26 protein-coding genes and 1 pseudogene are annotated in these 23,339 nt (G+C 66.4%); 15 read left to right on the forward strand and 12 right to left on the reverse strand.

All coding sequences use genetic code 11. The features are described 5' to 3' along the window. Positions 1 to 61 precede the first annotated feature (61 nt). Complete coding sequence (locus OG225_RS10680) at positions 62 to 628, reverse strand: TetR family transcriptional regulator (RefSeq protein ID WP_405181515.1); 567 nt, start codon at positions 626 to 628, stop codon at positions 62 to 64. Positions 629 to 1,023: 395 nt separating this feature from the next. On the opposite strand from OG225_RS10680, the gene OG225_RS10685 reads away from it, so the two are divergent. Both OG225_RS10685 and OG225_RS10690 read left to right on the forward strand, forming a co-directional pair. Further along, positions 1,024 to 2,007: an NADP-dependent oxidoreductase gene (locus tag OG225_RS10685; protein WP_405181516.1), complete on the forward strand. Its 984-nt coding sequence runs from the start codon at positions 1,024 to 1,026 to the stop codon at positions 2,005 to 2,007. After that, positions 2,004 to 2,534: a TetR family transcriptional regulator gene (locus OG225_RS10690; RefSeq protein WP_405181517.1), complete on the forward strand. Its 531-nt coding sequence runs from the start codon at positions 2,004 to 2,006 to the stop codon at positions 2,532 to 2,534. Before OG225_RS10685 ends, OG225_RS10690 begins: the two co-directional genes overlap by 4 nt. Before the next feature lie 230 nt (positions 2,535 to 2,764). Here the strand turns inward: OG225_RS10690 and OG225_RS10695 are convergent, their stop codons facing one another. Continuing rightward, the gene (locus tag OG225_RS10695; protein WP_405181518.1) at positions 2,765 to 3,223 is read right to left on the reverse strand and encodes a GNAT family N-acetyltransferase; all 459 of its coding nucleotides are present in this window, start codon (positions 3,221 to 3,223) and stop codon (positions 2,765 to 2,767) included. Positions 3,224 to 3,348: 125 nt separating this feature from the next. Beyond that, entirely contained in the window at positions 3,349 to 3,876 is a 528-nt protein-coding gene (locus OG225_RS10700; RefSeq protein ID WP_405181519.1) for a hypothetical protein, read from the reverse strand. Positions 3,877 to 4,469: 593 nt separating this feature from the next. On the opposite strand from OG225_RS10700, the gene OG225_RS10705 reads away from it, so the two are divergent. The 5 genes from OG225_RS10705 (at position 4,470) to OG225_RS10725 (ending at position 8,509) form a co-directional block, all read left to right on the forward strand. Beyond that, a complete protein-coding gene (locus OG225_RS10705; RefSeq protein ID WP_405181520.1) occupies positions 4,470 to 5,207 on the forward strand; it encodes an SDR family NAD(P)-dependent oxidoreductase in 738 nt (245 codons plus the stop codon). A gap of 143 nt (positions 5,208 to 5,350) precedes the next feature. Continuing rightward, entirely contained in the window at positions 5,351 to 5,770 is a 420-nt protein-coding gene (locus tag OG225_RS10710) for a nuclear transport factor 2 family protein (protein WP_405181521.1), read from the forward strand. A 310-nt stretch (positions 5,771 to 6,080) separates the two neighbouring features. Then, positions 6,081 to 6,563, forward strand: a complete 483-nt coding sequence (locus OG225_RS10715; protein WP_405181522.1) for a hypothetical protein — start codon at positions 6,081 to 6,083, stop codon at positions 6,561 to 6,563. Between the two features lie 71 nt (positions 6,564 to 6,634). After that, entirely contained in the window at positions 6,635 to 7,255 is a 621-nt protein-coding gene (locus OG225_RS10720) for a nucleotidyltransferase domain-containing protein (RefSeq protein ID WP_405181523.1), read from the forward strand. A gap of 339 nt (positions 7,256 to 7,594) precedes the next feature. Next, positions 7,595 to 8,509, forward strand: coding sequence for a hypothetical protein (locus OG225_RS10725; RefSeq protein WP_405181524.1), 915 nt, complete (start codon positions 7,595 to 7,597; stop codon positions 8,507 to 8,509). Between the two features lie 48 nt (positions 8,510 to 8,557). On the opposite strand, the gene OG225_RS10730 is transcribed toward OG225_RS10725, so the two are convergent. Together OG225_RS10730 and OG225_RS10735 are read right to left on the reverse strand one after the other, a co-directional pair. Continuing rightward, positions 8,558 to 9,055, reverse strand: a complete 498-nt coding sequence (locus tag OG225_RS10730; RefSeq protein ID WP_405181525.1) for an ester cyclase — start codon at positions 9,053 to 9,055, stop codon at positions 8,558 to 8,560. Further along, positions 9,052 to 9,516: a hypothetical protein gene (locus OG225_RS10735; RefSeq protein WP_405181526.1), complete on the reverse strand. Its 465-nt coding sequence runs from the start codon at positions 9,514 to 9,516 to the stop codon at positions 9,052 to 9,054. Before OG225_RS10735 ends, OG225_RS10730 begins: the two co-directional genes overlap by 4 nt. A 248-nt stretch (positions 9,517 to 9,764) precedes the next feature. Here OG225_RS10735 and OG225_RS10740 point away from each other — a divergent pair, with 248 nt between their 5' ends. Beyond that, on the forward strand, positions 9,765 to 10,040 hold the full coding sequence (locus tag OG225_RS10740; RefSeq protein WP_405181527.1) for a hypothetical protein: 276 nt from the start codon (positions 9,765 to 9,767) through the stop codon (positions 10,038 to 10,040). Positions 10,041 to 10,184: 144 nt separating this feature from the next. Then, a complete protein-coding gene (locus OG225_RS10745; RefSeq protein ID WP_405181528.1) occupies positions 10,185 to 11,147 on the forward strand; it encodes an alpha/beta fold hydrolase in 963 nt (320 codons plus the stop codon). Here OG225_RS10745 and OG225_RS10750 read toward each other — a convergent pair. Beyond that, positions 11,113 to 11,703, reverse strand: coding sequence for an alpha/beta fold hydrolase (locus tag OG225_RS10750; RefSeq protein WP_405181529.1), 591 nt, complete (start codon positions 11,701 to 11,703; stop codon positions 11,113 to 11,115). The two genes, OG225_RS10745 and OG225_RS10750, sit on opposite strands and share 35 nt — an antisense overlap. A gap of 479 nt (positions 11,704 to 12,182) precedes the next feature. On the opposite strand from OG225_RS10750, the gene OG225_RS10755 reads away from it, so the two are divergent. Both OG225_RS10755 and OG225_RS10760 read left to right on the forward strand, forming a co-directional pair. Next, the gene (locus OG225_RS10755) at positions 12,183 to 13,016 is read left to right on the forward strand and encodes a 2,3,4,5-tetrahydropyridine-2,6-dicarboxylate N-succinyltransferase (RefSeq protein WP_405181530.1); all 834 of its coding nucleotides are present in this window, start codon (positions 12,183 to 12,185) and stop codon (positions 13,014 to 13,016) included. A gap of 84 nt (positions 13,017 to 13,100) precedes the next feature. Then, positions 13,101 to 13,946, forward strand: coding sequence for a VOC family protein (locus OG225_RS10760; protein WP_405181531.1), 846 nt, complete (start codon positions 13,101 to 13,103; stop codon positions 13,944 to 13,946). Between the two features lie 107 nt (positions 13,947 to 14,053). Here OG225_RS10760 and OG225_RS10765 read toward each other — a convergent pair whose 3' ends face one another. The 3 genes from OG225_RS10765 to OG225_RS10775 form a co-directional block, all read right to left on the reverse strand. Further along, a complete protein-coding gene (locus tag OG225_RS10765) occupies positions 14,054 to 14,452 on the reverse strand; it encodes a hypothetical protein (RefSeq protein ID WP_405181532.1) in 399 nt (132 codons plus the stop codon). 61 nt (positions 14,453 to 14,513) lie between these two features. Continuing rightward, positions 14,514 to 14,732: a hypothetical protein gene (locus OG225_RS10770; protein ID WP_405181533.1), complete on the reverse strand. Its 219-nt coding sequence runs from the start codon at positions 14,730 to 14,732 to the stop codon at positions 14,514 to 14,516. Continuing rightward, positions 14,704 to 15,339: an alpha/beta fold hydrolase gene (locus tag OG225_RS10775; RefSeq protein ID WP_405181534.1), complete on the reverse strand. Its 636-nt coding sequence runs from the start codon at positions 15,337 to 15,339 to the stop codon at positions 14,704 to 14,706. Before OG225_RS10775 ends, OG225_RS10770 begins: the two co-directional genes overlap by 29 nt. Positions 15,340 to 15,454: 115 nt before the next feature. On the opposite strand from OG225_RS10775, the gene OG225_RS10780 reads away from it, so the two are divergent. Then, positions 15,455 to 16,408, forward strand: a complete 954-nt coding sequence (locus OG225_RS10780) for an ATP-binding cassette domain-containing protein (protein ID WP_405181535.1) — start codon at positions 15,455 to 15,457, stop codon at positions 16,406 to 16,408. Then, complete coding sequence (locus OG225_RS10785) at positions 16,405 to 17,154, forward strand: ABC transporter permease (protein ID WP_254189075.1); 750 nt, start codon at positions 16,405 to 16,407, stop codon at positions 17,152 to 17,154. Before OG225_RS10780 ends, OG225_RS10785 begins: the two co-directional genes overlap by 4 nt. On the opposite strand, the gene OG225_RS10790 is transcribed toward OG225_RS10785, so the two are convergent. Beyond that, on the reverse strand, positions 17,138 to 20,368 hold the full coding sequence (locus OG225_RS10790; protein ID WP_405181536.1) for a BTAD domain-containing putative transcriptional regulator: 3,231 nt from the start codon (positions 20,366 to 20,368) through the stop codon (positions 17,138 to 17,140). The two genes, OG225_RS10785 and OG225_RS10790, sit on opposite strands and share 17 nt — an antisense overlap. 67 nt (positions 20,369 to 20,435) lie before the next feature. On the opposite strand from OG225_RS10790, the pseudogene OG225_RS10795 reads away from it, so the two are divergent. Next, a pseudogene (locus OG225_RS10795) lies at positions 20,436 to 20,636 on the forward strand (cytochrome P450); the annotation flags it as partial. A 66-nt stretch (positions 20,637 to 20,702) separates the two neighbouring features. Here OG225_RS10795 and OG225_RS10800 read toward each other — a convergent pair. Next, positions 20,703 to 21,953: a hypothetical protein gene (locus OG225_RS10800; RefSeq protein ID WP_405181537.1), complete on the reverse strand. Its 1,251-nt coding sequence runs from the start codon at positions 21,951 to 21,953 to the stop codon at positions 20,703 to 20,705. Here OG225_RS10800 and OG225_RS10805 point away from each other — a divergent pair. Beyond that, on the forward strand, positions 21,903 to 22,967 hold the full coding sequence (locus OG225_RS10805) for an IS630 family transposase (protein ID WP_405180616.1): 1,065 nt from the start codon (positions 21,903 to 21,905) through the stop codon (positions 22,965 to 22,967). The genes OG225_RS10800 and OG225_RS10805 overlap by 51 nt on opposite strands. On the opposite strand, the gene OG225_RS10810 is transcribed toward OG225_RS10805, so the two are convergent. Beyond that, positions 22,950 to 23,315, reverse strand: coding sequence for a hypothetical protein (locus tag OG225_RS10810; RefSeq protein ID WP_405181538.1), 366 nt, complete (start codon positions 23,313 to 23,315; stop codon positions 22,950 to 22,952). The genes OG225_RS10805 and OG225_RS10810 overlap by 18 nt on opposite strands. Positions 23,316 to 23,339: the final 24 nt, after the last annotated feature.

Consider the following 23,339-nt stretch of genomic DNA (forward strand, 5'->3'; position numbering starts at 1 on the left):
GTGCCTCCATGGTGTGGGGATCTGCCCAGGTTGTGCGGCGAGGTTCGGGCCGCGTGTCATGTCAGGCATCGGCAGGCGCGATCAGGGTGGCGACCGCGTTCAGCACGACGGTGCGGCGTTGGTGTTCGGGCACCAATCGCACGACATCTTCGGCCGGTTGGTGCCACATGTTCGCGACCGTCAGCACCAGGGCGAGGATATGCGCGGCAGGCTGGGCGGTGGTCACCGTCCCGCGTCGCTGAGCCGCTTCGATCGCCTCGACCTTCGCGCGCATCGACTCGGCCACCGCCGCGCGTTGAGCGGACTCGCCACGCAGCAGGTGATACCACATCAGGAACCGCACGACCTCGGGATGAGCCAGCCCGGCGTCGTAGAGTTGACCGGCGTACTCCGGCAGTCGGTCCGCGTCCAGCGGCACGGTCGCCATCGTCATCTCCACGATCATGTCGAAGACCGCGTCGAAGAGTTCGTCTTTGCCCCTGTAGAACGAATACACCAGTCCCGCACTGAATCCCGCGCGCTTGGCCAGCCGATCGATACGTGCTCCGGCCAAACCGAATTCGGCGAACTCGGCCAGCGCGGCGTCGAACAACAGTTGCCGTTTCGCTTCGGGGTTCCTGGTGCGCACGCCGTCAGCGTAGTTAATGAACGTTCATTCAACAAGCGAGGCGTGGCCCGCATGGCGCATTGGACACCCAGTGAGTTCCTCGGTTCGGCCGGACGTGACCAGACCTCCGGCACCCCCAGGGTCCGCGAAACTCCCGAAAGGCGCGGACGATGCCGGGCTGGGCGCGCGACTGTGGGCCGACAGTGAACGACTCACCGAGGTCGCCTTCGAACCCTGACATTGCTCGGGAAGGGGCGCGAAAAGTGTTGCGCTGGTTCACTCGACGGACACCCTCCCGGTGATTCCGGGAAGTGCTCGGACCCGGGTCTCCTTGACGATCGGTCAGCTCTGCCGTCATAGTGGTGGGGCATTCCTGACCGATCGGTCAGGACGGTGGATCGAGAGGGTGGTTCGGCATGTCCACGATGCGAGCGGTAATGGTCTTCACCTCGGGTGGTCCCGAGGTGTTGCGGGTGGAGGAGATCGACCGACCGACTCCGGGAACCGGCGAGGTATTGGTCAGGGTGCACGCCGCCGGGGTGAATCCCGCGGATCTGCGCGGGCGCAGCGGGTTCGCGGATCTGCCCGCGCAGTACCGGCCCTCGATCGCGCGGCCCTCGGTGCCCGGCGCGGACGTCGCGGGCGAGGTCGTCGCCGTGGGCGCGGAGGTTACCGATATGGCGGTGGGGGATCAGGTCTATGGTCTCGTACGGTTCCCGCCGTTCGGCGGTCGGGGCTACGGCCGCACGCATGCCGAGTACGTGAACGTGCCGGTCGCCGATCTCGCTCCGAAACCGAAGCGGCTCAACCATATCGAGGCGGCGGCGGTGCCGATGGCCGCGCTGACGGCGTGGCAGCAGATCCACCGATACGGCGCGGTCGCGCCGGGTGAGCGGGTACTGGTCGTCGGTGCGGCCGGTGGGGTGGGACATTTCGCCGTGCAACTGGCTCGGTTGCGGGGCGCAGAGGTCGTCGCGGTCGCCTCGGGTCGGCACGAGGAGTTCCTGCGGGAGTTGGGGGTCGAGAATTTCGTGGACTACACCGTCGGGGACCCGATCGGCGCCGTGGGCACCGTGGATGTGGTGATCGATTGTGTCGGCGGGGTCGATGCCGGACGTTGGCTGTCGGTCATCGCCGACGGCGGCCGTTTGGTGCCCATCACGCTGGGGTTCTATCCGCCCGAAGAGCTTTCGCGGCGCGGTATCGAGCGAGTCGGCGCGCAGGTGCGGTCCAGCGGCGCCGATCTGTGTGAGCTGAACGAACTGTTCGACGACGGCAGGCTGGTCGTCGCCATCGACAGCGTCTTTCCGTTCGAGGATGCACGTGGCGCGCACGAACGCGGGGAACGCGGGCACGTCCGAGGCAAGATCGTTCTGGAGATGGTGGCGGGCGGGCGGTGACCGCTCGACGCCGTGACGAAATCCTTGCCGCCGCCCGGGAATTGTTCCTCCGCAGGGGCTATGCCGCGACCTCGATCGCCGATATCGCCGCGGCGGTCGGGGCCAGCAAGGCGGCGGTGTTCTACCACTTCAAGACCAAGGACAGTATCGCCGCCGAACTTCTGGAATCGCCGTCGCACGCGGTGACCCGACTGATCGAGCGCGCCCGGGAGCGGCAGTTGAGTCCGGCGCAGATCCTCACCGACTACATCGAGGGCGCGGCCGAAACAGGCGCTCTCTTCATCGCTTTCGCGACCGACCCGTCGGTGGCGGACCTCATTCCGCAACACGACGCCGACGCCGCGTGTCGCCAGATCATCGAACTGCTCGCTGGCCCCGCACCGACTCCCGCCGATCGTGTGCGCGCCCGAGCGGCCTTCGCCGTCGCCCAAACCGTGGTGTCCGCGCTCCAGGAGAACGGGGGCCTGCTCGACGTCGAGGTCCGCGACGAGATCCGTGCGGCCGCGCTGCGCGCCCTCGGTGCCTGATGACCGGATCATCGGCCACGGGACCGGACCGGGATCGGTTGCACCGCAGGGCGGCTCAGCAGGGGGCTGTGCGCTCTCCAGAATGCCGGGGTCACCGGCGACTCGAAGCATTGTGCGAGGCGGTCGCCGTGGCCCACGGTAACCTGTCGGCCGACTCGGCGTCGGCGTGACGCGGTGTTCCAGCCGTCGAGCATTTACGGCGATCTTCTCGTCGAGCCGACCGGTGCGGGTCAGAGTTGCCGGCTGAGGAGACGACGGCCGTCGTCGTGGAAACCGCGCGCGAGGTAGTAGCGCAACAGATGCCCGACATCGCGGCCGTTGGGCGCTACGACCAACTCCAGCGACGCGCATCCTCGTTGGGCTGCCCATCCGGCGCTGTCCTCGATGAGCCGACCCGCCAGCCCACGCCCGCGTGCCGTCGGTGTCACGAACAGATCGTCGAGCACGGCGATGTGCCCGTTCTCCAGACCGAAGCCGGTGGTGGTGACCGCATAGCCGAGCAACCCGGTCCCCGAATCCACGACGGCGACACGCGCCGAGGGCCAGGCGAGCAACGTCGCCACGTTGTCACCCAACTCCTGTTCATCGATGGCGACACCGTCCCCGGTGTAGAACGCATCGGCCAAAGTCGCCACCGCTACCAGATCGAGCGAGGTGGCAGCTCGCACCGTCGCAGATGAATTCGTCATACCCGCAGTACATTCGTTCGGCCCGGATCCGACAACCGATTTCACCCGAACTCGAGGCCGACGATACTGTCGGCGGGTACTCCCGCAGCGATGGCTGTCGTGCTCGTCGCGGAACCCGTCGGTGCTCAACGCGCCGACTTCAGTGATTTGCAGGCCTGGATCTCGTTCGCGAGCGCGTCCTTGTCGCTGGTGTACACATTCACCGTGCACTGATGGAACCTGTCGCCATCGGCAACCATCGCGGTCACCAGCACATTCGACGACGACTGCGTCGCCACGTAGAACCCCTTACCGCCCGCGATATCGACATCCTCGAGTACGACGATGTCGGGCGCGCCGGTACCGCCACGCGCGAATTCGCGACGACTCGACACGAATTCCGGTGACGTCGGGAACATCTCGGTGCGCACCACGAGGTCCTGGGCCGCTTTCGGTTCGCCCCCGCGCGCGAAGACGACCTTGCTGTCGGATTCGGTGGCGGTCGTGCCCGCAGGCGGCGAGAAGCAGAACCCGCTCGCGGCCCGATACGGGCAATCCTTACCCGAGGATGCCGCGGTCGTGGTGGCGGTGGGTTTGTCCGCCGCATGACTGTCGGTTCCGCACGCGGCGGCGGCCAGGCACGCGACCAGCAGGAGCAGGCTTTTGATCTTCACGCTGTCTTCCTCACCGAGCCGGTCGCTGTCGACCGACCCTTCGGCTCTCGTTCGCACACGCGAACTCATTCGGGACGGGGTGTGGTCCGCAAACACAGACCGCGCGACAGTGTCGGCGAAGCGCTGCGGCGGTCACGGCGAGAAGTGTTGTTCGCGAGTGCTCGCCGTGTCATGGCCGATTCCGGCCATTATCACGATCGGAATGGGGCTGATCCGTCCGAACCGCGTCACGCGACCGAAACTGGAGTTGGACTCCGGTCGGGTGAATTGCCCTGGCGGACAGCACCTCCCGTCAGCTATTCCGCTATACCGGCGGACAGGCTGACGATGCGATCGCCCCAGTGCCGGTACCAGCCAGTCGCCGGACGTCGCCATTCCAGGTCGGCCGGCAAGGCACAAGTGACCGCGTCGCACGGATTCACACGCGCAGCATGATTCACCTCGGGGCGCATCGACATCGATCCGCGCCGCACCCGTATCCATCTGTTCGACGCCGAAGAACACAGGCATCGAACGCGCGGCTTCCACCGGTGCGCGATAGGCCGGTGTAAGAAGATCAAGAACAATTTCCGTTGACGTGGGAAGGGATACCGGTGAATACCGAGATCAGAAACGCCGTGGTGACCGGTGGTGGTCGCGGAATCGGCCGCGCCATCGCCACGGTGCTCGCCGCGCGCGGCGCCGCTGTCGCGGTGTGGGACCGGACCGTCGCCGACGCGGAAGAGACCGTCGCGTCGATTCGCGCAGCGGGCGGTACGGCGGTGGCCGTTATCGGTGACGTGGCGGATTCGGCCGAGGTAGCCGATTCCGTGAAACGCACTCGTTCCGAACTCGGTCCGATCTCGATTCTCGTCAACAATGCCGCTGTCAGCGAATACGTGCCTTTCGTGGATATCACCGACGACGCCTGGGACAGAATGATCGGAGTGAACCTCAAGGGTCCGTTCCTGGTCACCAAGGCGGTGGTGCCCGATATGCTCGCCGCCGGTTGGGGTCGGATCATCAATATCTCGTCCTCGTCCGCGCAGAGTGGAGGACCGCTGATCGCGCACTATGCCGCGTCGAAGGGCGGTCTGATCGGACTGACCAAAGCGCTGGCGATCGAATACGCGGAGACCGGCATCACCGTCAATCACGTCCCGCCCAGCTCGATCGACACCCCACTGCTACGCGACGGCCTCGACCCGGACGAAGTCGCCGCGCTCGTCCCGATGAAGCGAACCGGTCAGCCCGACGATATCGCCTACGCGGTAGCGTATTTGGCGTCCGAACAGGCCGGATTCGTCACCGGACAGACGCTCAGCGTCAACGGCGGACGGTATCTCGCATGATGAACGCGGGCCGTCGATGCGGTGCCGGTAATACCTGAGCGGCAAACGCCCGATAGTTGCTGGATTTTACCCCGCACGGAGGTCCCCGCCGTGCCGCAGGTTGGACTACGCTGTGTAGTAATCGGCAAGCAGGGAGACCCGAGTTGGACGACGTCGACGTGATCGCTCGGTTCTGTGCCGCAACCGAGGCGGGCGACATCGACGCCGTGATCGAGACTCTGGCGGCGGACGCGGAACTGGTCTCACCTCTGGCCGGTCGCGCGGTCTTTCGCGGTCACGACGATCTGCGTGTGTTGTTCGCGGCGTTGTTGCCCACCCTGTCCGGGTTGACCTGGCGTCACCAGGTCGGCGGTGCAGGCACGGCGGTCGCTGTGGCGGAGGCTCGCGTGGTGGGTGTGCGTATCGGGGACGCGATGTTGATCGAGCAGGACATCGACGGCCGAATCCGGCGGCTGACCCCGCATATCCGGCCTTGGCTGGGTTCGACCCTGTTGGCAGCGATGCTGGGACCCAAACTAGCCCGCCACCCCGGGGTGGTACGACGCTCCCTCCGACGAAGCTGAACACCCCTACCCCTGCAATCAGCTCCGTAGAGGCCGACGTGCGGCAAACGAGATCCGCGATGATGCTCTCCGGCCAATGGCGTTACTCGGGGCGGGCGTCGAGCGGGCTGGCAGTTATCACCGTCGAGCGGCGCTGCACGGACGATCGTAAGCAGTCGGCAATGCGGGCAATGGAATAGGGCGTCTTCGGGCCGGTTCGACCGTGTGACAAGTGCCGGGTCGGTGAACAGTAGGAAATGGTGGTGCGGGCAGAGTGGTCTCCGGTGTTGACTGGCTGGTGGTTGCTTCATTTCGAGAAGGTTCGGTGTGGATGCCTACTCTGCGAGTGCTCACGGCCCGGACGCTGTCGTTGCTGGCAGGCGTGGTAATCGGTTCGGCAGCGTCGGGATGCTCCTCGCCGCCCGAATCCGACTTGCCCGTATGGCCGTCGGGCGTCGAACAACCGTCGGAATATCCGTTCGGAGATGTGGTCATGGTGCGCGACCAACGGGCATGGGGCCCTGTTTTCGATTCGATGGCGTCGGGGCTGGGGAACGAGCGGATCACTGTCGTTCATCTCACGGTGTCCGCCGAGATCAGCGTCGAAGTCTTGCAACGGGAGTTCGACGAGCAGATGATCGAGGGGCGGGGATGGCGGCTGGCACCGTATCCCGACCCCGCCGGCGAAGCGTGGGTGCGCGGTTACCGAAGCTCGGACGGTCGGCACATGCTGGCATTGGTCGGACTGGAACCCCAGGTCGGGACCGGCGTGGCCCCTTTGACGGCAATAGGTACGTTCTCGCGGAATTCGTAGTGGTTCGAATTGCTGGGCCCGCCGGTACTACGGCAAATCCGGACGAGGGGTAACGGAAGGAGGTCGCCTGAGTGGTCGGGCGCCCGCTGTCGGATGACGAATGCGACCGGCTCTGGCGAGCATGGAGTCCCACCGAGGCCGCCGAGCGGCTCTCGGACGCGCCGCAGTGCTGGTACGTGGCAGCAGGGTGGGCGCTGGATCTGTTCGTCGGAGGTCTCGAACGCGAGCATTCCGATCTCGAAATAGGCGTTCCACGTGCACGATTCGCCGAGATCATAGACACGTTGCCCGGCTACGAATGGGATGTCGTCGGTGACGGGCACGCCTGGCCATTTCCCGAGCAAGCCGACAACCAGCATCAGACCTGGCTGCGTGAACCGGCGACCGGGCTCTATCGTCTCGACGTGTTCCGCGAGCCGCACCACGGCGATCGATGGGTGTGTCGCCGCGACGCCTCGATCACCGTGCCCTACGACGAGCTGATCCTGCGCACCGCAGACGGCATCCCTTACGTCATCCCCGAGGTCGTGCTGCTGTTCAAGGCGAAAGCTCGGCGCGCGAAGGACGAGTCGGACTTCCTGCGCGCGCTTCCGGTGCTGGACCGAGCACGGCGATCCCGACTGTTCGGGTGGCTGTCGCGAGTGCACCCCGGCCATCCCTGGTTGGAAGAACTCTCGGATCACGAGCACTGACCACTGCTTCCAGCACCGAGCCGCGCCCCAGGGTCGCGCTCTCGGGTGACATGCCGAGCGTCCGAGTGTTCGGTCCGGACTATTCGCCGACGGCTGACCTGCGATGTCCGACGCGCTGGCGTGTGAAGTGGAATCCGGAGCCGCTGTAGAAGTCCGTCAGGCGCTCGCTACAGAACAGGGAAATGACGGGTATGCCCGCCAAGACGGTGATGAGGGCTTCGTTGAGACTTCGATCACGCTCCGAAACGCTAGCGCGGTCGGTCCCTTGACGTCTCGAGAGGGCGCGAGGACTTGTGACGGTCGAGGCGGCGAGCCAGTAGGCCCGTACTCTCACGGGTTGTGCCGTCACCGTTGCAAGACACGCTGTTTCTGCTCCTGATGGAGCCCGAGCGTCCGGCACCGCTGCGCGCTGCCGCCGCCGCACTGCCGCACTGCCTCGCGGAGTTCTTCTCGATCGTGGGGGAGATCCCGCTCGGCCAGGACGGTTTCCCCCGCACCGTGTGGAACGAGGGCGGCGGAAGTCACGTGATCGGCGAGGTGACCGATGATTACTGGATCGTCGGCCTGCCCGATCTCCTCGCCGACTACTGGGCCGCCGACGTCACCTCGCTCGCTACGTTCCTCGAGTCGGGCGTGCACACCGACCCCGCTGCCGCTAATGATGTTGATACAGAATCGATCACCGAGCTTCCTCCGGGACCGTTGCGTGGCCCGTTGCGTCTGCTGTTCACCAACGAGACCCGCGACGGTCGCGCTTTCGTCGAGTTCGACGGCAGCGACGACCCTCCGGTGCACGAACATTTCGCCTCGACCGGATGGGACGCCCCGCCGCGCCCGTTCTCCGCCTGGTTGTTCACCCTGTTCGCCGACGGGTACGTCTTCCACGACTGGGCCCCGGGCTCGTTCTGGGGCCCGAATGCCGACCTCGCGCGCTCCGAAGTGAAGGCGCCGCTCCAACTGTTCAAATCCGGCCTGTGGCTGCGTGCCCGCGGCCCGCTCACCGACGAGGCTCGCGCGGCCCTCGTCGCCGAGTTCTCCGAACACGACGTCCGGCCGTACGACGACTCGGCCCTCGAACAATTCATCGACGACGATGCCGCGATCTGGATCGTCGGCGCCACCTACTGGTGGCTGTGGGCCGACAACGCCGCCGCGCTCGCCCGAATCGCGACGCTCGCCCGCACCCGTGGCGTACTCGGTGCCTTCATCGCCGACACCCGCGATGCCCGCACCGTGCTCGCCGACCTCGGATGACTTCCGGATCTTTCCGCTGCGCGCTGTTCGATCGGCGGTGTCGTCTTGTTACTCGGGGCCGAGCTCGCCGAAATCGACACTGCGCTCGATGATTCGGGCGTCCGAGATCCGAAGTCGATACGTTCGTGTGACGGTGAACCGCAGATTACTGGCGCGCAATGTCCGACAGGGCAGGCCGTCGTCTCCGTGCAGAACGAGGTCGCTGGTGTGCCGCCCGGTCATGTCGGCGCGCACCACGACCCTGGATTCGTCGGCCGACAATGCCCGGATCGTCCACTTCAGATCACTGAAGGTGCGACGCAACCACATCGAGGTCGCATACACCGCGCCCGGGCCGGTGGCCCGGCACGCCGGGGGTGCGTAGTCGCCCGGCCGGTTGACGGCCTGGGGCGCGATGATCGTCGCGAAGTCGTCGATGGTCCCGTGGTCGAGCAGGGAGACCGCCAGCACGCCGAGGATCTTCGCCCGCACCACCGGATCCGTGGCCGGACCGCGCAACACCGTGCGGCTCGACATATCCGGGTCTCGATGGTCGACGGTGGTCATGACCCCGCTCCGATCGTGGGCACGACGCTCGACGGTGCGAGGAATCCGCCCGTCGCGATTCCCAGCACGAACACGGCGGGTACCGCCACCGTCATCCGGTCGGATCGACGGAATCGCCCGAGCGGCCCGACCGCCCCGACCAGGACAGCGAGCGATACGGCGGACAACATCGCGGTGTTGATCAGCATCGATGAAGGCTGCTGCGCCGTGGGTTCACCGGTGAAGCCCGCGATCGCGAAAAGGGTGACGGAGGCCGCCACCCAGTTCACCGCCGCGATCCGGCCGGAGACGGCGACACACTTGATCGCCGTCGTGGCGAGTGCGACATAGGTCCCGGCGAGCACCGCGAATACGGGCGTGGTCACCTGCGGAACCTGGGCATTGATCAGCGCGAGGACCAGCCCGGTCGGCCACAGCGCGTGCAAGCCGTACACGGCTCGCCGAGTGGTCAGGTGGCTCATAGAGGGGCTCCATTTCATAAGACAGGGCGACTTATGAAAGAGTGACTTTGGTCGGACGGCTTGTCAACTGAAATGTGGAAGAATGACCGCGTGACCAATGGCGGACACGACCGATCCGCAGAGTGCGCGCTGGACTCGGTGTCGCATTCACGACGCCGTCGCCGTAGCAGACGATCCGCCGACCACCGCCCGGTGATCGGTGCTGTCTATCGGCGGGAGATGCGATCTGGCATACGTAGTCTGTTGACGTGCAACTGTTTTGGAAGGGCCTGAGCGTGGTGTTCATGTTCGGGTTCGGGATGGCGATGATCTACATCGCGTTCCACGGCGTTCGTGAGACGTGGGAGCGGGTGTCGCTGTGGATGCGGGGGCACCGGGCGCGTGGTGTCATCGTGTCGGTCGACGAGAAAAGGGATTCCGACAGCAAACCGGTGTACTGCCTGACCGTGGAGTTCGTCGCGCGACGGAGAACGCCGGGTCGTTTCCTTGCCCGATCGGGTGTACGGTCGTCGGCGGGCCGGTGAGCGCGTGGTCGTGGAATTTCGGCCCGGGGACCTCGATCACGTCGTCGCTCTGGTGCCAGGCCAAAGGGTTCTGAGCCTGGTCTTTTTCCCGATCTTGCTGGTGTTATCGTCGTTCTCCGGGCGTCGTAGCTTCCGCTCGCGGATATGGGGGTCGGGGTGTCGTTGCGCCCACGTGGTCAGCGTGTCGAGCGGTCGGGCGCGGTCGATGGGTTCCGCCTGGCATATGACCGGTTCGGGACCGGTGTGCCGGTGGTTCTGCTGCACGGTTGGCCCAGCGACAGGACCGAATACCGCGACGTGGTCCCGCTGTTGAACACGCTGGATGTCGTCGTGCCGGACCTCCGTGGTTTCGGTGAATCCGACAAGCACCCCGGGGACCCTTCGACCAATTACAGCGCCGAGGCGCAAGCACGCAGCGTGATCGGACTCATCGAGGAACTGCGCTTGGACCGGCCGGTGCTGGGCGGACACGACATCGGCAGCCGGATCGCGGTCGCGGTGGCGCGCCTGCGTCCGGATCTGATCCGGGAACTTGTGTTGACGCCGCCATTGCCCGGTATCGGCGCACGGATCCTGTCACCCGAAGCCCAACAGCAGTTCTGGTACGTGTCGTTCAACCAACTCGCACTCGCCGACGAACTCATCGACGGCAAACCCGATGCCGTGCGTGCCTTTCTGCGGCACTTCTGGTCGCAGTGGTCCGGCCCCGACTTCGCCCTCACCGATCACCACCTCGACCACCTTGTCTCGATGTACTCCCCGCCGGGCGCGTTCAGTGCCTCGGTGGCGTGGTACCGGGTCGGTGCGGGGGGAGTGGCCCGTCTCGCCGCCGAACGCGCGCCCACCACGGACGAGCGTCTGGCCGTACCCGCCACCGTGCTCTGGCCGTCCGACGATGTGTTGTTCCCTGGCAGTTGGGCCGATCGGCTGACCGAATATTTCGCCGACCTGCGGATTCACCACCTCGAGAATGCGGGGCATTTCATCCCGTTGGAGAGCCCACATATGTTCGCCGCCAACATTATTCGTGCCGCACGGCGAGACGTCGAGTTCGAGACCTGGATCGTCCGAGTTATCGGCTCGCTCGCGCGGCGTCGATCGGGATGATCGCCACGACCGTGTCGCCGTGCACGACGTGGTAGTCGTCGTATCGGTCGACGGTGGGGTCGCAGTGCGGCGTCACCAGTTCGATCCGATCTGCCAAGCGCACCTCGGTGCCGGGTGGTCGGGTGATCGCGCCGTGCTCGTCGCCGAAGAAGGCGTACGTCGAATCGCTGAAGGGGGCGGTTGCCGGTCGTGGGGCGGGGCCGTCGGTGGCGAATGCCTTCAGTCCGGCGTCGATGGTGACGATCGGCCCGTAGGGTGTCGCCCCTGCCAGACACAGCGCAGCCCATCCTCCGATCGAGTGACCGATCGCCGTGACCTCGGCCTCGGGGGACGCCTCACGCTCGAGGGCCTCGATGAGATCACGCAGGCGGGAGACCAACTCGACGGTGGACGGTCGCGGGGTGTCGAACCGTCGGAAACATGGCGCGACGACACGACATCCGTTGTCCGCCAGCGCCTCCAGTAATGGCAGGTGCCGGCCGGGATCGCCACCGGCTCCAGCGGCGAAGACAACGACGCGCGTAGACAGCGCAGGGCCGAGGGTGAGTAGTTTCATTCGTCATTCCGTTCCGAAACTCGGGTCGAAGCGGATTCCGTTTCGACCGGTCCGCGAGGGGATTCTCAGGAAAATGTTCTCCGGGGTCGTTGGGGTGCGTGCGAGCCCGGTACCCTACCGGCCGAGTCGGTAGCGGCATTTCGAACGGTCCCAGAGGCACCGCGACGCCCCGTGCAGTGTTCCGGCAGCGCGTCGATCGCGCCGGGTTCTTCGGGGAAGCCGGCGGGGGAAACGAGGCGAACGGTGTCACCCGGGCGAAGTGGTGGCCACGGTCGTACCGCGGATTCGCTCGATCGGTTCATCACCGACCGACGGTAGCGTCCGGTTGCATCGGTGGCACCGTCTCGCGAAAGATGGAACGAATACGTTGTGGCGTCGGATATTTGGACGCAATCGTGTGGTGAAGCAGCTCAGGGTGGGAGGAGCCGGCCCGCCGGTGGAAGCGCGTGCCGGGGTCTCCGGATCGATAAGCTGCGGTCATGACCTTGGTGAACAGCCCCCTGCCGACCGACATCGACCGCTTGTGGGAGCGCCGCGTACAACTCGGCCCGGCCGATCAGGACGCCCACGCCACCGTCGTCGCGGCGCTCGAGCTGTTGGATCGAGGAGAAGCCCGTGTCGCGCAGGTCGACCCCGATACCGACGACGTGCTCGTCGACGTGCGCGCCAAGCGGGCGATCCTGTTGTCGTTCAAGGTATTCGACATTGTCGAGGCCAGTGTCGGCGAGTTCAGGTATCGGGACCGGATGCCGTTGAAGCAGCGGTTCGACGGCGTGCGGGTGGTGCCGGGCGCGATCGCCCGATGGGGCAGCTATCTGGCTCCGGGGGTGGTGCTGATGCCGTCGTTCGTCAATGTCGGCGGGTATGTGGCGGCAGGCTCGATGGTCGATACGTGGGCGACCGTCGGGTCCGGCGCGCAGATCGGGCGCAATGTCCACCTGGCAGGCGGCGCGGGCATCGGGGGAGTGCTGGAACCACCCAATGCCGCCCCGGTGATCATCGAGGACGACGCGTTCATCGGCTCGCGGTCGATGGTCGTCGAGAGCGCCCGTGTCCGCACCGGCGCCAAACTCGGTGCCGGAGTGATCCTGACCAGATCGACACGAGTCTTCGACGCCGAGACCGGCGACGAGTTGCCGCGCGGCGAGGCCCCCGCCTGGTCGGTGTGTGTCGGCTCGACCAGGATCAAGAAATTTCCCGGAGGAGAGTTCGGGATGCCGTGCATGCTCGTTCTGAAGCGTCTGCCCGAGGGCGGGAGCCACGACAAACTCGCGCTCGAGGAAATCCTGCGCGACCACGGCCTGGCCGGGTGATCGCACGTAGCCCACGGCGTGGATCGGCCTACCGTGTCGGTGCCCGGGTCTAGGGTCGTGAGCCGAGACCGAAGGGAGTCACAGATGGTTGAGGCGCGGACCTATCCCGCGGGTGTGACGTCGTGGATCGATGTGGACTGCGGCGATGTCGAGGTCGTGAAAGGGTTCTACGGCGGACTGTTCGGCTGGACCTTCGCCGACGCGACCCCGCCGACGGCGCCGTGGCGATATGTCATCGCACAGTTGGATGGCAAGGACGTCGCCGGGATCGGAGGTCCGGCTGATCCGGGGGCAGAACGGCCTGCCCCGGCGACGTGGAACACCTATGTCGCCGTCGACGACGCGCAGGCGGTTGCCGGGCGCGTGGTGGACGCCGGTGGGAGTATCCGCGTGCCGCCGACTCCGGCGGGTGAGGGTGGAATTTCCGTCGTGTGCGTGGATCCGGTCGGCGTCGAGTTTCGACTGTGGCAGGCCGCACGTCGGCTGGGAGCGCAGATCACCAACACTCCCGGCGCGTGGAATTTCAGCAACCTCCACACGGCCGACACAGCCGCGTCGCATGCCTTCTACACCGAGGTTTTCGGCTGGTCCATCGATGATCTCGGCTTCTCGACGATGATCCGTCGCCCCGGGTACGGAGATCATCTGGCAGCGACCGTCGATCCGAATATCTACGAACGCCAAACCGGCGACATGGTGCCGCCGGGCTTCGCCGACGCGATCGGCTGGGTGGTGCCGCTCCCACCCGACCAGACGCCGCATTGGCATGTCGCGTTCACCGTGGCCGACCGCGACGAAACCGCCGCCGCCGCAGACCGACTGGGCGGAACCGTGCTCGCTACCAGCGACAGCGAATGGACCGGGGACGCCTTCATCCGTGACCCGCAGGGCGCGACATTCACAGCGAGCCAATTCACGCCGCCGTCCTGAATCCCCTGTCTTCCGGGGCGCGAGCAAGTCGGGCCCGACCCACCACAAGCCGTGTCACGGGTCCGGAACCCGTGACACGGCTGTGGTCGTACGGTGGGCCCGTTCGATCACGCGGCTTCGAGGGCCGCGGTGATCTTGCGGGTCATCTCGGTCATGGTCGGGCTGGGTTGGGTCTGATGGACTGCGGCGGCTTCGATGGCGACGAGGACGGTGCTGCGGAAGTTGTCGGCTTCGGCGGGGGCCTGTTCGCGGAGCAGGTTCATGGCCGCGGTGAGGGCGGGCAGTACGTGGTCGGCGAGTTCGGCCACGGTCTTGCCACCGAGTTCGATCCTGCCCGACTTCTCGGCGAGCACGTGCCCGATCGGTCCGGTCGCCGAGGTCAGGGCGACGGTGCCGTTGGTGGCGATCCTGTGCGGTTTCGCACCTGCGGCGGCGAGCAGGGAGACGGCGCCGTAGGCGGCGGTACGCAGGGTGGTCTTGTCCTGGTCGGTGAGGGTGATGGACATGGTGGGTGCTCCTTGTAATCGGTGGTGCTGGAAGATGTTCGGACGGTGGGGAGGTGAGCGGTTATCGGTGCTGCGCGTCCTGCGGGGCCCCGGCGGTGACGGTTTCGCGGACGGCGTCGGTGATGGCGCGGAAGTCCTTGCGCAGCAGTGCGCCGTGGTTGCTGGCGACCTTGGCGCTGACGCGGATGTGGGGGTTGCGGGCGGTGACGGCGTCGAGGCTGGTGCGGATCTTCTCCTGTTCGTCGCCGCGGCTACCGAACGAGGTGCCCGAAGCGACCACGTAGCGGGTCGGGACGGTGATGTTGTTCAGGACGGGGCCGAGTTCGCGTTCGCGGGAGATGACGCCGATCTCGATATTGCTGTCGGCCTGTTGCGCGGCGGTCATGCGGGGTCAGGCCGGTGGGGCGCAGTAGCGGAAGGAACCAGCCCATCCTGCGGAACAGTGTGCGGATGCGTTTCTCCATGGCGTCGTCGAGCCAGTCGTAGGGGAACGCGCCGTCGACCAGGACCGCGCCACGGGTGCGATCGGGATTGCGGCTGGTCCAGTGGGCGGCGAGGTACGCCCCGTAGGACCAGCCGACCAACAGCGGTCGTTCCACTCCCCGGGCGGCGAGGACGGTGTCGATGTCGCGCAGGCAGGTGGCGAAGGAGTAGTCGGCGGATGTGCGCGATTTGCCGCGGGCCCGCTCGTCGAAGGTGATGTGGCGGAAATCGGGGCCGAGGTCGGCGATGACTTTGCGCCAGTATCCCTGGGTGGCGAACTGGCCGTTGAGGTAGACGACGGGGATACCGGGACCGCCGGTGTCGGTGACCGCCAGGGCGGTGTCGTCGACCTGGACCATGCCGGTCCATCCCGAGTCGCTGGAGGACGTGTTGTTCTTCGTCATGGCAACTACTTTCGGCGCCGGCCCTGTCACGACCCTGACAGCGGTCTGACACGACATCCGAGCCGGTATGTCACCCGGTCAGCGCTGTGACAGGCCGGTGTCAGGGCGTGCGCCGATGGTTTGTGTCATGAGTGATTCAGCGATCGCGGTTTCCGGACTGCGGAAGAAATACGGGGACAAGGTCGTGCTCGACGGCATCGATCTGGCTGTTCCCGAGGGCACGATCTTCTCCCTGCTGGGTCCGAACGGCGCGGGGAAGACGACTACGGTGAACGTGTTGAGCACCTTGACGAAGGCAGACGGCGGGTCGTTACGCGTCGCGGGCCACGACATCGCCACCGAGGCGAGGGCGGTGCGCGCGGCGATCGGAGTCACCGGTCAGTTCGCGGCCGTGGACGAACTGTTGACGGGGCAGGAGAACCTGCGATTGATGGTTGACCTCCACGGGCTTTCCACCAAGGTGGGCAAGCAGACCGTCACCGAGCTGCTGGAACGTTTCGACCTGACAGAGGCGGCGACCAAACCTACGTCGACCTATTCCGGGGGTATGCGCCGCAAACTCGACCTGGCGATGACACTCGTCGGGAACCCGCGGATCGTCTTCCTGGACGAGCCGACGACGGGACTCGACCCGCGCAGCAGGCGCACCATGTGGTCGATCGTCGGTGACCTGGTCGCCGGCGGCGTCACCATCTTCCTCACCACCCAATACCTCGAGGAAGCCGATCAGCTCGCCGACCGGATCGCGGTACTCGACCAGGGCCGCCTGGTCGCCCAGGGCACCCCGGCCGAACTCAAACGACAGATCCCGGGAACCCATGTCCGGCTCCGGTTCACCGACACCTCCCGGCTCGACGGTGCCGCGCGACTGTTCCCCGGCGCCACGCGGGACGACGAGGTACTGACCCTGCGGATTCCCAGCGACGGCGGGACCGCATCGCTGCGCGCGCTGCTGGACCGGCTCGACGAATACGGACTCGCCGCCGAAGAGTTCTCCGTGCACACACCCGACCTCGATGACGTCTTCCTCGCCCTGACGGGCAAAGCCGCGGAGGTAGTCGCGAAATGAACGCCAAATCCCCTTCGATCGTCATGTTGCGCCGCAACTTCACCCATATCGCCAGGAACCCGACGTCGGTGTTCAACGCGGTCCTCATGCCGATCATCATCATGCTGATGTTCGTGTACATGTTCGGCGACGCGTTCGACGTCGGCGTCGACTACATCGACTACGCGACACCGGGATTGATCCTGTTGGCCGTCTGCTACGGGCTCGGAGCCACGGCCACGGCGGTGAACTCCGATATGACGACCGGCATCATCAACCGGTTCAAGGTCATGGACGTCTCGCGCGGCGCGGTGTTGACCGGCCATGTCGTCGCCAGCGTGCTGACCAACATCGTCGCCATCGCAGCCCTCCTCGGAGTGGCCTTCCTCCTGGGGTTCGGTCCCTCGGCGAGTGTACTCGACTGGCTCGGCGTCGTCGGCCTGGTCGTGCTGCTCGGTTTCGCGACCGGATGGCTCACGGTCGCTTTGGGTTTGGCGGCGAAATCGCCGGAGACGGCGGGACTCGCCTCCGTGCCGCTGGTCATGTTGCCGTTCTTCAGCAGCGCGATCGTCCCGGCCGACAAGATGGGGCCCGGCCTGCGGCAGTTCGCGGAATACCAGCCCTTCACGCCGATCATCGAAACCCTGCGCGGATTGCTGGACGGCGCGCCCGACACCGGCGACGCGATCACCGCCATCGCCTGGTGCCTGGGTATCGCGATCGTCGGATACTTCTGGGCGCGTTCCACATTCACGAAGCGAGCGTGACCGCGGCCAGGTCGTGCCAGCTCGCCCGTGCTCCTTCGGCAGTCGCCTCGGTGAACCGTGTTTCACCGAGGCGATCTCGCGTCTGCTGTTCGATTCTGGCCAGATCCGGTTGCGAACGATCCGCCAGCCCGCGCACACCCGCGGCGGCCACGAGCAGTCGTGCGGCCTGCTCGTGGTGCTGTTCGCGCAGCGCCAGATCGGCGATCCCGACCAGTATCTGAGCGATCAGCGGTGCGTGGCCCGCCTCGGACGCCGCCTGGAAGGCCGCGACCCGGTGTGCGCGGGCGGCGTCGAGATCCTCGGCGAGGTAGCCGAGCAGATCCCGGGTCACCGCGCGGATGATCGCCCGCTCGGCGTCGTCGCCGAGCATCGCGGTGGCGATATCGAGTTGTCCGCGTGCCTGCTCGGCGTGACCGCTCCAGCGCGCGAGTTCGGCCTTCGCCAGCGCGAGTTCGGCCAGCACGGTCGGCCATGCGACGCGTTCGGCGTGACGCTGCGCCTCGGCCATCGCCGCCGCGCTCGCCTTCACATCGCCTGTCAGCCAATATAATTGGGCCTGCCGCGACCGGATGACCACGACATCCTCGATGGCCCCGACTTCGGTGACGACCGCGACCGCTTGTTCGTAGTACGCGCACGCACCGGCGAAGTCGCCCCGCACGGCGATCCGATTCGCCAGCTCGGTGAGGGCGAACGAAATACCCCACCGGTCGCCGATCGCGCGGAATTCGGCCAACGCCGTCTCGAGACAGGCGTCGGCGTCGCGGCTGCCGTGGCCGAGTTCGATCCGCACCTTGCCCAGTTGCAGCCGCGCGACCGCCCGCACCCAGGGATCCTCGTCGCCCAGCATCGACTCCCACGCGGGCACGAACGCGTCGGGCCCGTGCAACATGCGTTCGAGTGGGACGGCGAATCTCGGTGCCGGATGGCGACTCTCGACCCGCTGGCTGAGTTCGTGGGCCTTGCGAATCCAGTCCTGTGCCCGGTACTGGTCACTCTCCCGACCGGAGGCCACGAACTGCACGACGAGCCCGTACACCACGGCCCGGATCTCGTCGGCGACATCGCCGGGCAGGTCGACCGCCGCCATGATCAGCTCGTTGCCTTCGGCCTTGTGTCCGCCGAGCCACCAGTACCAGCCCGCGGCGGCGGCGAGCCGCATGGCGCCGTCCGCCTCGCCCGCCGCGAGCGCACCGCGCATGGCGGTGGCGATATTGTCGTGCTCGGCCTCGAGTGTCGCGAGCCATTCCAGCTGCTCGGCGCGGCGTAGTCGTGGTTCCGCGATCTCGGCGAGTTCGGTGAAATACGCCAGATGCGCGCGGCGCGTCCGGTCCGATTCCGCCGCCTCCGCCAGTCGCTGTTCGGCGTACTCCTTGATGGTGCCGAGCATCCGGTAGCGCGGTGCCCGATCACCTTCGGTGAGCACCAGTGACTTCTCGGTCAACGCGGTCAGCAACTCGAGCACGTCGGCGGAGTCGACGCCGTCGTCCGCGCAGACCGACTCGGCGGCTTCCAGACTCGCGCCACCCGCGAAGACCGAAAGTCTGCGCAGTACCGTCCGTTCGGCGTCGGACAGCAGCTCCCAGCTCCAGTCGACCACCGCGCGCAATGTGCGGTGCCGTGGCAGCGCGGCCCGACTGCCGCCGGTGAGCAGGCGGAACCGGTCGTCGAGCCGGTGGGCGAGCTGGTCGAGGGACATCGTGCGCAACCTGGCCGCGGCGAGTTCGATCGCCAGCGGCATCCCGTCCAGTGCCCGGCAGACCCGCGCCAGCATCGACAGGGTGTCGGCATCGGTCGTGAGGTCCTTGCGCACCGCGCGAGCACGGTCGAGGAGCAGCCGGATGGCCGGAGCGGCTTCGATCTCGGCGAGGTCGGCGCCGTCCGCGGGCAGGACCAACGGTGCGACCGGCCACAGTGCCTCGCCGGTGATGCCGAGCGGTTCCCGGCTCGTCGCGAGGATCCGCAGCCGCCTGCACTCGCCGAGCACCCGATGGGCGAACGTCGCCGCCGACTCGATGACGTGCTCGCAATTGTCCAGGATCAGCACCATCGTCCGCTCTCGCAGCGCGGCGATCACCCGATCGGTCGGCTCCGCGTCCGGCGCCTCGCCGAGCAGCGCGTCGCGCAGTTTGAGCGCGGCCAGCGTCGCCTGGGCTACGTCACCGCCGGGGCCCAGGGCCGCCAGTTCGACCAGCCAGACCCCGTCGGGCAGGTCACCGACCAGCGTGCGGGCGGTTTCGGTGGACAGTCTGGTCTTTCCCGATCCGCCCGGCCCGATCAGGGTGGTGAGCCGATGTTCGGCGACGAGTTCGCGGACCGCGGCGATATCGGCGTCCTTGCCGACGAAACTGGTCAGCTCGGCCCGTAGGTTGGTCTCGCGGTTCTCCTCACGCCGTCCCAGCTCACCTCGCAGCAGCGCGAGGTGCAGTGCGGCGAGCTCCGGCGCCGGGTCGACACCCAGCTCCTCGGACAGGGTTTCGCGCGTGCGCTCGTAGACCAGCAGCGCGTCGGTATCGCGTCCGGTCGCGACGAGAGCGCGCATCAACGCGGCGACCAGCCGTTCCCGCACCGGATTCGCCGCCACCACGTCGGTCAGTTCGGTGACCAGATCTCCGCCGTGACCGAGGCCGATCTCGATGTCGAACCGATCCTCCATCGCCGTCAACCGCAGCCCCTCGAGGCGGGTGACGACCGCGTCGAACGCCGCACTGTCCTGGAGACCGACATCCTGCATCGCTGCCCCGCGCCAGAGCGCGAGCGCCTCGCGCAGCCGTCCTACCCCGTGGGTGCCTTCGGCGGTGCGGACTTGGGCGACAAGGCGTTCGAACCGCACGGCGTCGACCGCGTCCGGCTCCACCCGCAGTCGATAGCCGTCGGTCCGACCCTCCACCGAACCCTCCGGGAGCACCTTACGCAGCCGGGACACCAGACGGTGCAGGGCGTTCGCCGCCTCGGCGGGCGGGCTCTCACCCCAGATCCAGTCGATCAGCGTCGTTCTCGGGACCGCGTGACCCGGTTCGAGCGCGAGGGCGACCAACAGCCCTCGCAGCCGCGCGCCCGGCACGTCGGCGAGAGCGCCGTCGTCCGTGCGTACCTCGAATGGTCCAAGAATCCCGATCTGCACTCGGCCGATCTTGCCACGGGCGATCAACGGGCCTGCGCCGCTGACCGGGGCGCACACGTCGCGGCCACCGGACTCGGTCGGTGTCAGCACGCTGACAGTCCCGTGTCAGCGCCGTCGGCGAGTGTTGCCACCACAACCGCCACGAAAGGAAAATACGATGAGCCGAACGGTTCCCGTCCCGCAGAGCCTGCCCATGGACCGCGACGCGGGCCCCTTCGACCCGCCCAGCGCGATCACCCGACTGCGCGAGGCGTACCCGGTCAGCTCCCTGCTGTTTCCCGACGGTCACCAGGGCTGGCTCGTCACCGGCTACGACGCGATCCGCGCCGTGATGGCCGACACCCGGTCCTTCGAGCGTGTCCCGCCGATTTCCCTGACCCTGTTGCCAGAGGGCTGGCGGGCGTCGAGGCGATCGGACGCGGGTTCATCGGTCGCGGTAGAGGCCGCGTTCCTGGCCGCGTTCGTGGTCCCTGGCAAGGATTTCCGACGGGGGTTCGATGGATCGTGCTCGGGCGGCTTCCTCGACGGGGAACGCGTGCCCGAGTTCGGCGAGGCGTGCGACGGTGATCTGTTCGACGGTGAGTCCTCGTAGAACGTTGTTGGTCAGGATCGCCAGATCCCTTTCGCGGGCGTCGTGCTCGACCTCGACCGGTGGCCTACCAGCGCGTTGGTAGACGTGCGCTCTGGCTTCGTGGTCGTATCCGAGTGAACGTCCGTATCGGACGGCCCGGTATTTCTCGAGGTCGAGTTGGGCTGCCTGGTCGGGGTCGATCATCAGTTGCCGGGCTTCGCGTTCGGCGGATTGGACGCGTGCGTCGTGTTCGGGGGTGCGGACGGCGGCTTTGGCTTGGACTTCTCGCACGTGCTCGAGTCCGCGTTGCTGGGCGCGTTCGTTGTGGGGGGTGAGTTCTTGTATCCATTCGTGGCGTTGGACTTCTTTGCCGATGTTGTCGAGTTGGCGGACGGTTTCCTCGCGGCGGGCCTCGCGGTTGTGCTCGAGGATGGGGGCAAGACTTGCGATCTGTTCGGGGCTGGTTCCTGCGGCGGTCAACATGTTGCGTGTGTTCTGGCGTTCGCGTTCGCGGATCTGTTCGAGTCCCGCGCTCAACGCGGTGTGGGCCTCGCGTAACTGTTCGGGGTCGAGTTCGCGGCCCTGCGCGCGGGAGGCAGCGACTTCGAGTGCCTGGGCGGTGATGGCGTCGCGAACGGCCTGGCGGGCGGTGTCGAGGTCTCTGCCGCGTTCGAGCGCTGCGGCCATTGCCAGCGTGCGCAGTTGTTCGACACGTTCCCGCTCGACACTCGGAATAGACTGTGTACTAACAGTTTCCGGTGCTCGTTCCGGGGCGCGTGGTTCGTTGACGTGGGCTCTGGTGTCACGGCCGGTCTCGGGTCCACGTTCGGGGGCGTTGGTGCGGGCCTGCTGCTGGGTCTTGTGTTCGCGTGCGAGCTGTCGAACCTGGGGTAGCTCGAGTTGCTGCCCGCGCTCCGATTGCAGTCCCTGTGCCCAGATTTCGCGGGCGTCGGCGCGGGAGATCACGTGGTGGGTGAACCGGTCGGGGAAATCGCGGGCTAGTGGGTCGATTTCGAAGTTGTTGGGCAGTACTCGATCTGGTTGAATCGGCTGGTGCGAGCTGCCCCGCTGGTGTTGCGTGATGGTGACCGAGAGATCCTGCAAGCCTGGATCCGGTCGACGACGATGAAGTCCGGACTCGTCCTACGAGCCCGGATCATCACTCTGGCCGCCGATGGTGTGGCCCATGCCGAGATCGCTCGCCGGTTCGATATCTCGCGCCAGACCGTGATCAACTGGCGGTCCCGCTACCAGACCCATGGGATCGACGGGTTGCACGACGAGCACCGGTCAGGACGGCCACGGACTCTGGACCGGGACAAACTGATCACCACCACGTTGACCCCACCTCCGCGCAAATACGGTGTCACGCACTGGAGTTCGCGTCTTCTGGCCGACCATCTGGGTATCGCGCACGGGACCGTGTCGAAGGTGTGGAGCGAGTACGGGGTCCAACCGTGGCGAGCCGAGACGTTCAAGTTCTCCACCGATCCAGAACTCGCCGGCAAGGTCACCGACATCGTCGGGCTCTACATGAACCCGCCAGAGAACGCGATCGTGCTCTGCGTCGACGAGAAATCCCAGATCCAAGCCCTGGACCGGACTGCGCCGACGTTGCCGATGCAGATCGGGATCCCGCAACGGCAAACCCACGACTACGTCCGCAACGGCACCACGACCCTGTTCGCGGCGCTGGAGATCGCTACAGGCAAGGTCACCGGGGTGTGTAAACCCAGGCACCGCCACCAGGAGTTTCTTGCTTTCCTGCGTCACGTGGCCCGCGCCTATCCGGCCGGTGAGCTGCACCTGGTGATGGACAACTACGCCGCCCACAAGAAGGCTGAGGTCCGGGCCTGGCTCGCCGAGAACCCGCGTATCCGAGTGCATTTCACCCCGACCTCGGCGTCGTGGATGAACCTGGTCGAAGTCTGGTTCGGCATCATCGAACGCCAAGCCATCCACCGCGGGACCTTCCGCAACGTCCGCGAGCTGACTACCAAGATCCGCGAGTTCATCAACGGCTGGAACCCGCGAGCGAAGCCCTTCGTCTGGACCAAGACCGCCGAGCAGATCCTGGCGAAGGCTGACCGCCGAAGAACTTCAAATACGGCCCACTAGACCGATGACCAATTCTCGAATATCAGGCGATATCGACTCACCTTCGACGGAGCGCAGGATGTGTTTGTGAACTTTACCGGACTCGATTAGTTCTCTGACGACTTCCAGTTGCCTCCGGTCCTTTTGTCCCTCGATCCTTCCCGACTTTTCTTCGATGGTGTAGGTGAGGCCGTCGCGTTGCTTTACTTTGTCGAACTTGATCTTTCCGATATCTGACCTGTATGTGCTGGATTCTTGAGCGTAGCCGTTTTCGCTGTCGCGAAAGAAGCGCGCGGTTCCGTTCTCGAAAATCCTTCCCCGCTGGTTGCTGTCGAATTTGTCGCGGTCTCTGTCGTATCCATCCGGCAAGAATTCCCCCCGTTGCAAATCTGG

Origin of the sequence: Nocardia sp. NBC_01377 (assembly GCF_045040005.1) — a bacterium.
Lineage (GTDB): Bacteria > Actinomycetota > Actinomycetes > Mycobacteriales > Mycobacteriaceae > Nocardia > Nocardia noduli.

Bases quoted from the DNA above. Each gene is read 5' to 3' on its own strand.
- OG225_RS10780 (WP_405181535.1), top strand. From the start codon at position 15,455: ATGGTTTGTGTCATGAGTGATTCAGCGATCGCGGTTTCCGGACTGCGG.
- OG225_RS10750 (WP_405181529.1), bottom strand. From the start codon at position 11,703: ATGAAACTACTCACCCTCGGCCCTGCGCTGTCTACGCGCGTCGTTGTC.
- OG225_RS10760 (WP_405181531.1), top strand. From the start codon at position 13,101: ATGGTTGAGGCGCGGACCTATCCCGCGGGTGTGACGTCGTGGATCGAT.
- OG225_RS10730 (WP_405181525.1), bottom strand. From the start codon at position 9,055: ATGACCACCGTCGACCATCGAGACCCGGATATGTCGAGCCGCACGGTG.
- OG225_RS10765 (WP_405181532.1), bottom strand. From the start codon at position 14,452: ATGTCCATCACCCTCACCGACCAGGACAAGACCACCCTGCGTACCGCC.
- OG225_RS10695 (WP_405181518.1), bottom strand. From the start codon at position 3,223: ATGACGAATTCATCTGCGACGGTGCGAGCTGCCACCTCGCTCGATCTG.
- OG225_RS10685 (WP_405181516.1), top strand. From the start codon at position 1,024: ATGTCCACGATGCGAGCGGTAATGGTCTTCACCTCGGGTGGTCCCGAG.
- OG225_RS10735 (WP_405181526.1), bottom strand. From the start codon at position 9,516: ATGAGCCACCTGACCACTCGGCGAGCCGTGTACGGCTTGCACGCGCTG.
- OG225_RS10775 (WP_405181534.1), bottom strand. From the start codon at position 15,339: ATGACGAAGAACAACACGTCCTCCAGCGACTCGGGATGGACCGGCATG.
- OG225_RS10745 (WP_405181528.1), top strand. From the start codon at position 10,185: ATGGGGGTCGGGGTGTCGTTGCGCCCACGTGGTCAGCGTGTCGAGCGG.
- OG225_RS10715 (WP_405181522.1), top strand. From the start codon at position 6,081: ATGCCTACTCTGCGAGTGCTCACGGCCCGGACGCTGTCGTTGCTGGCA.
- OG225_RS10785 (WP_254189075.1), top strand. From the start codon at position 16,405: ATGAACGCCAAATCCCCTTCGATCGTCATGTTGCGCCGCAACTTCACC.
- OG225_RS10755 (WP_405181530.1), top strand. From the start codon at position 12,183: ATGACCTTGGTGAACAGCCCCCTGCCGACCGACATCGACCGCTTGTGG.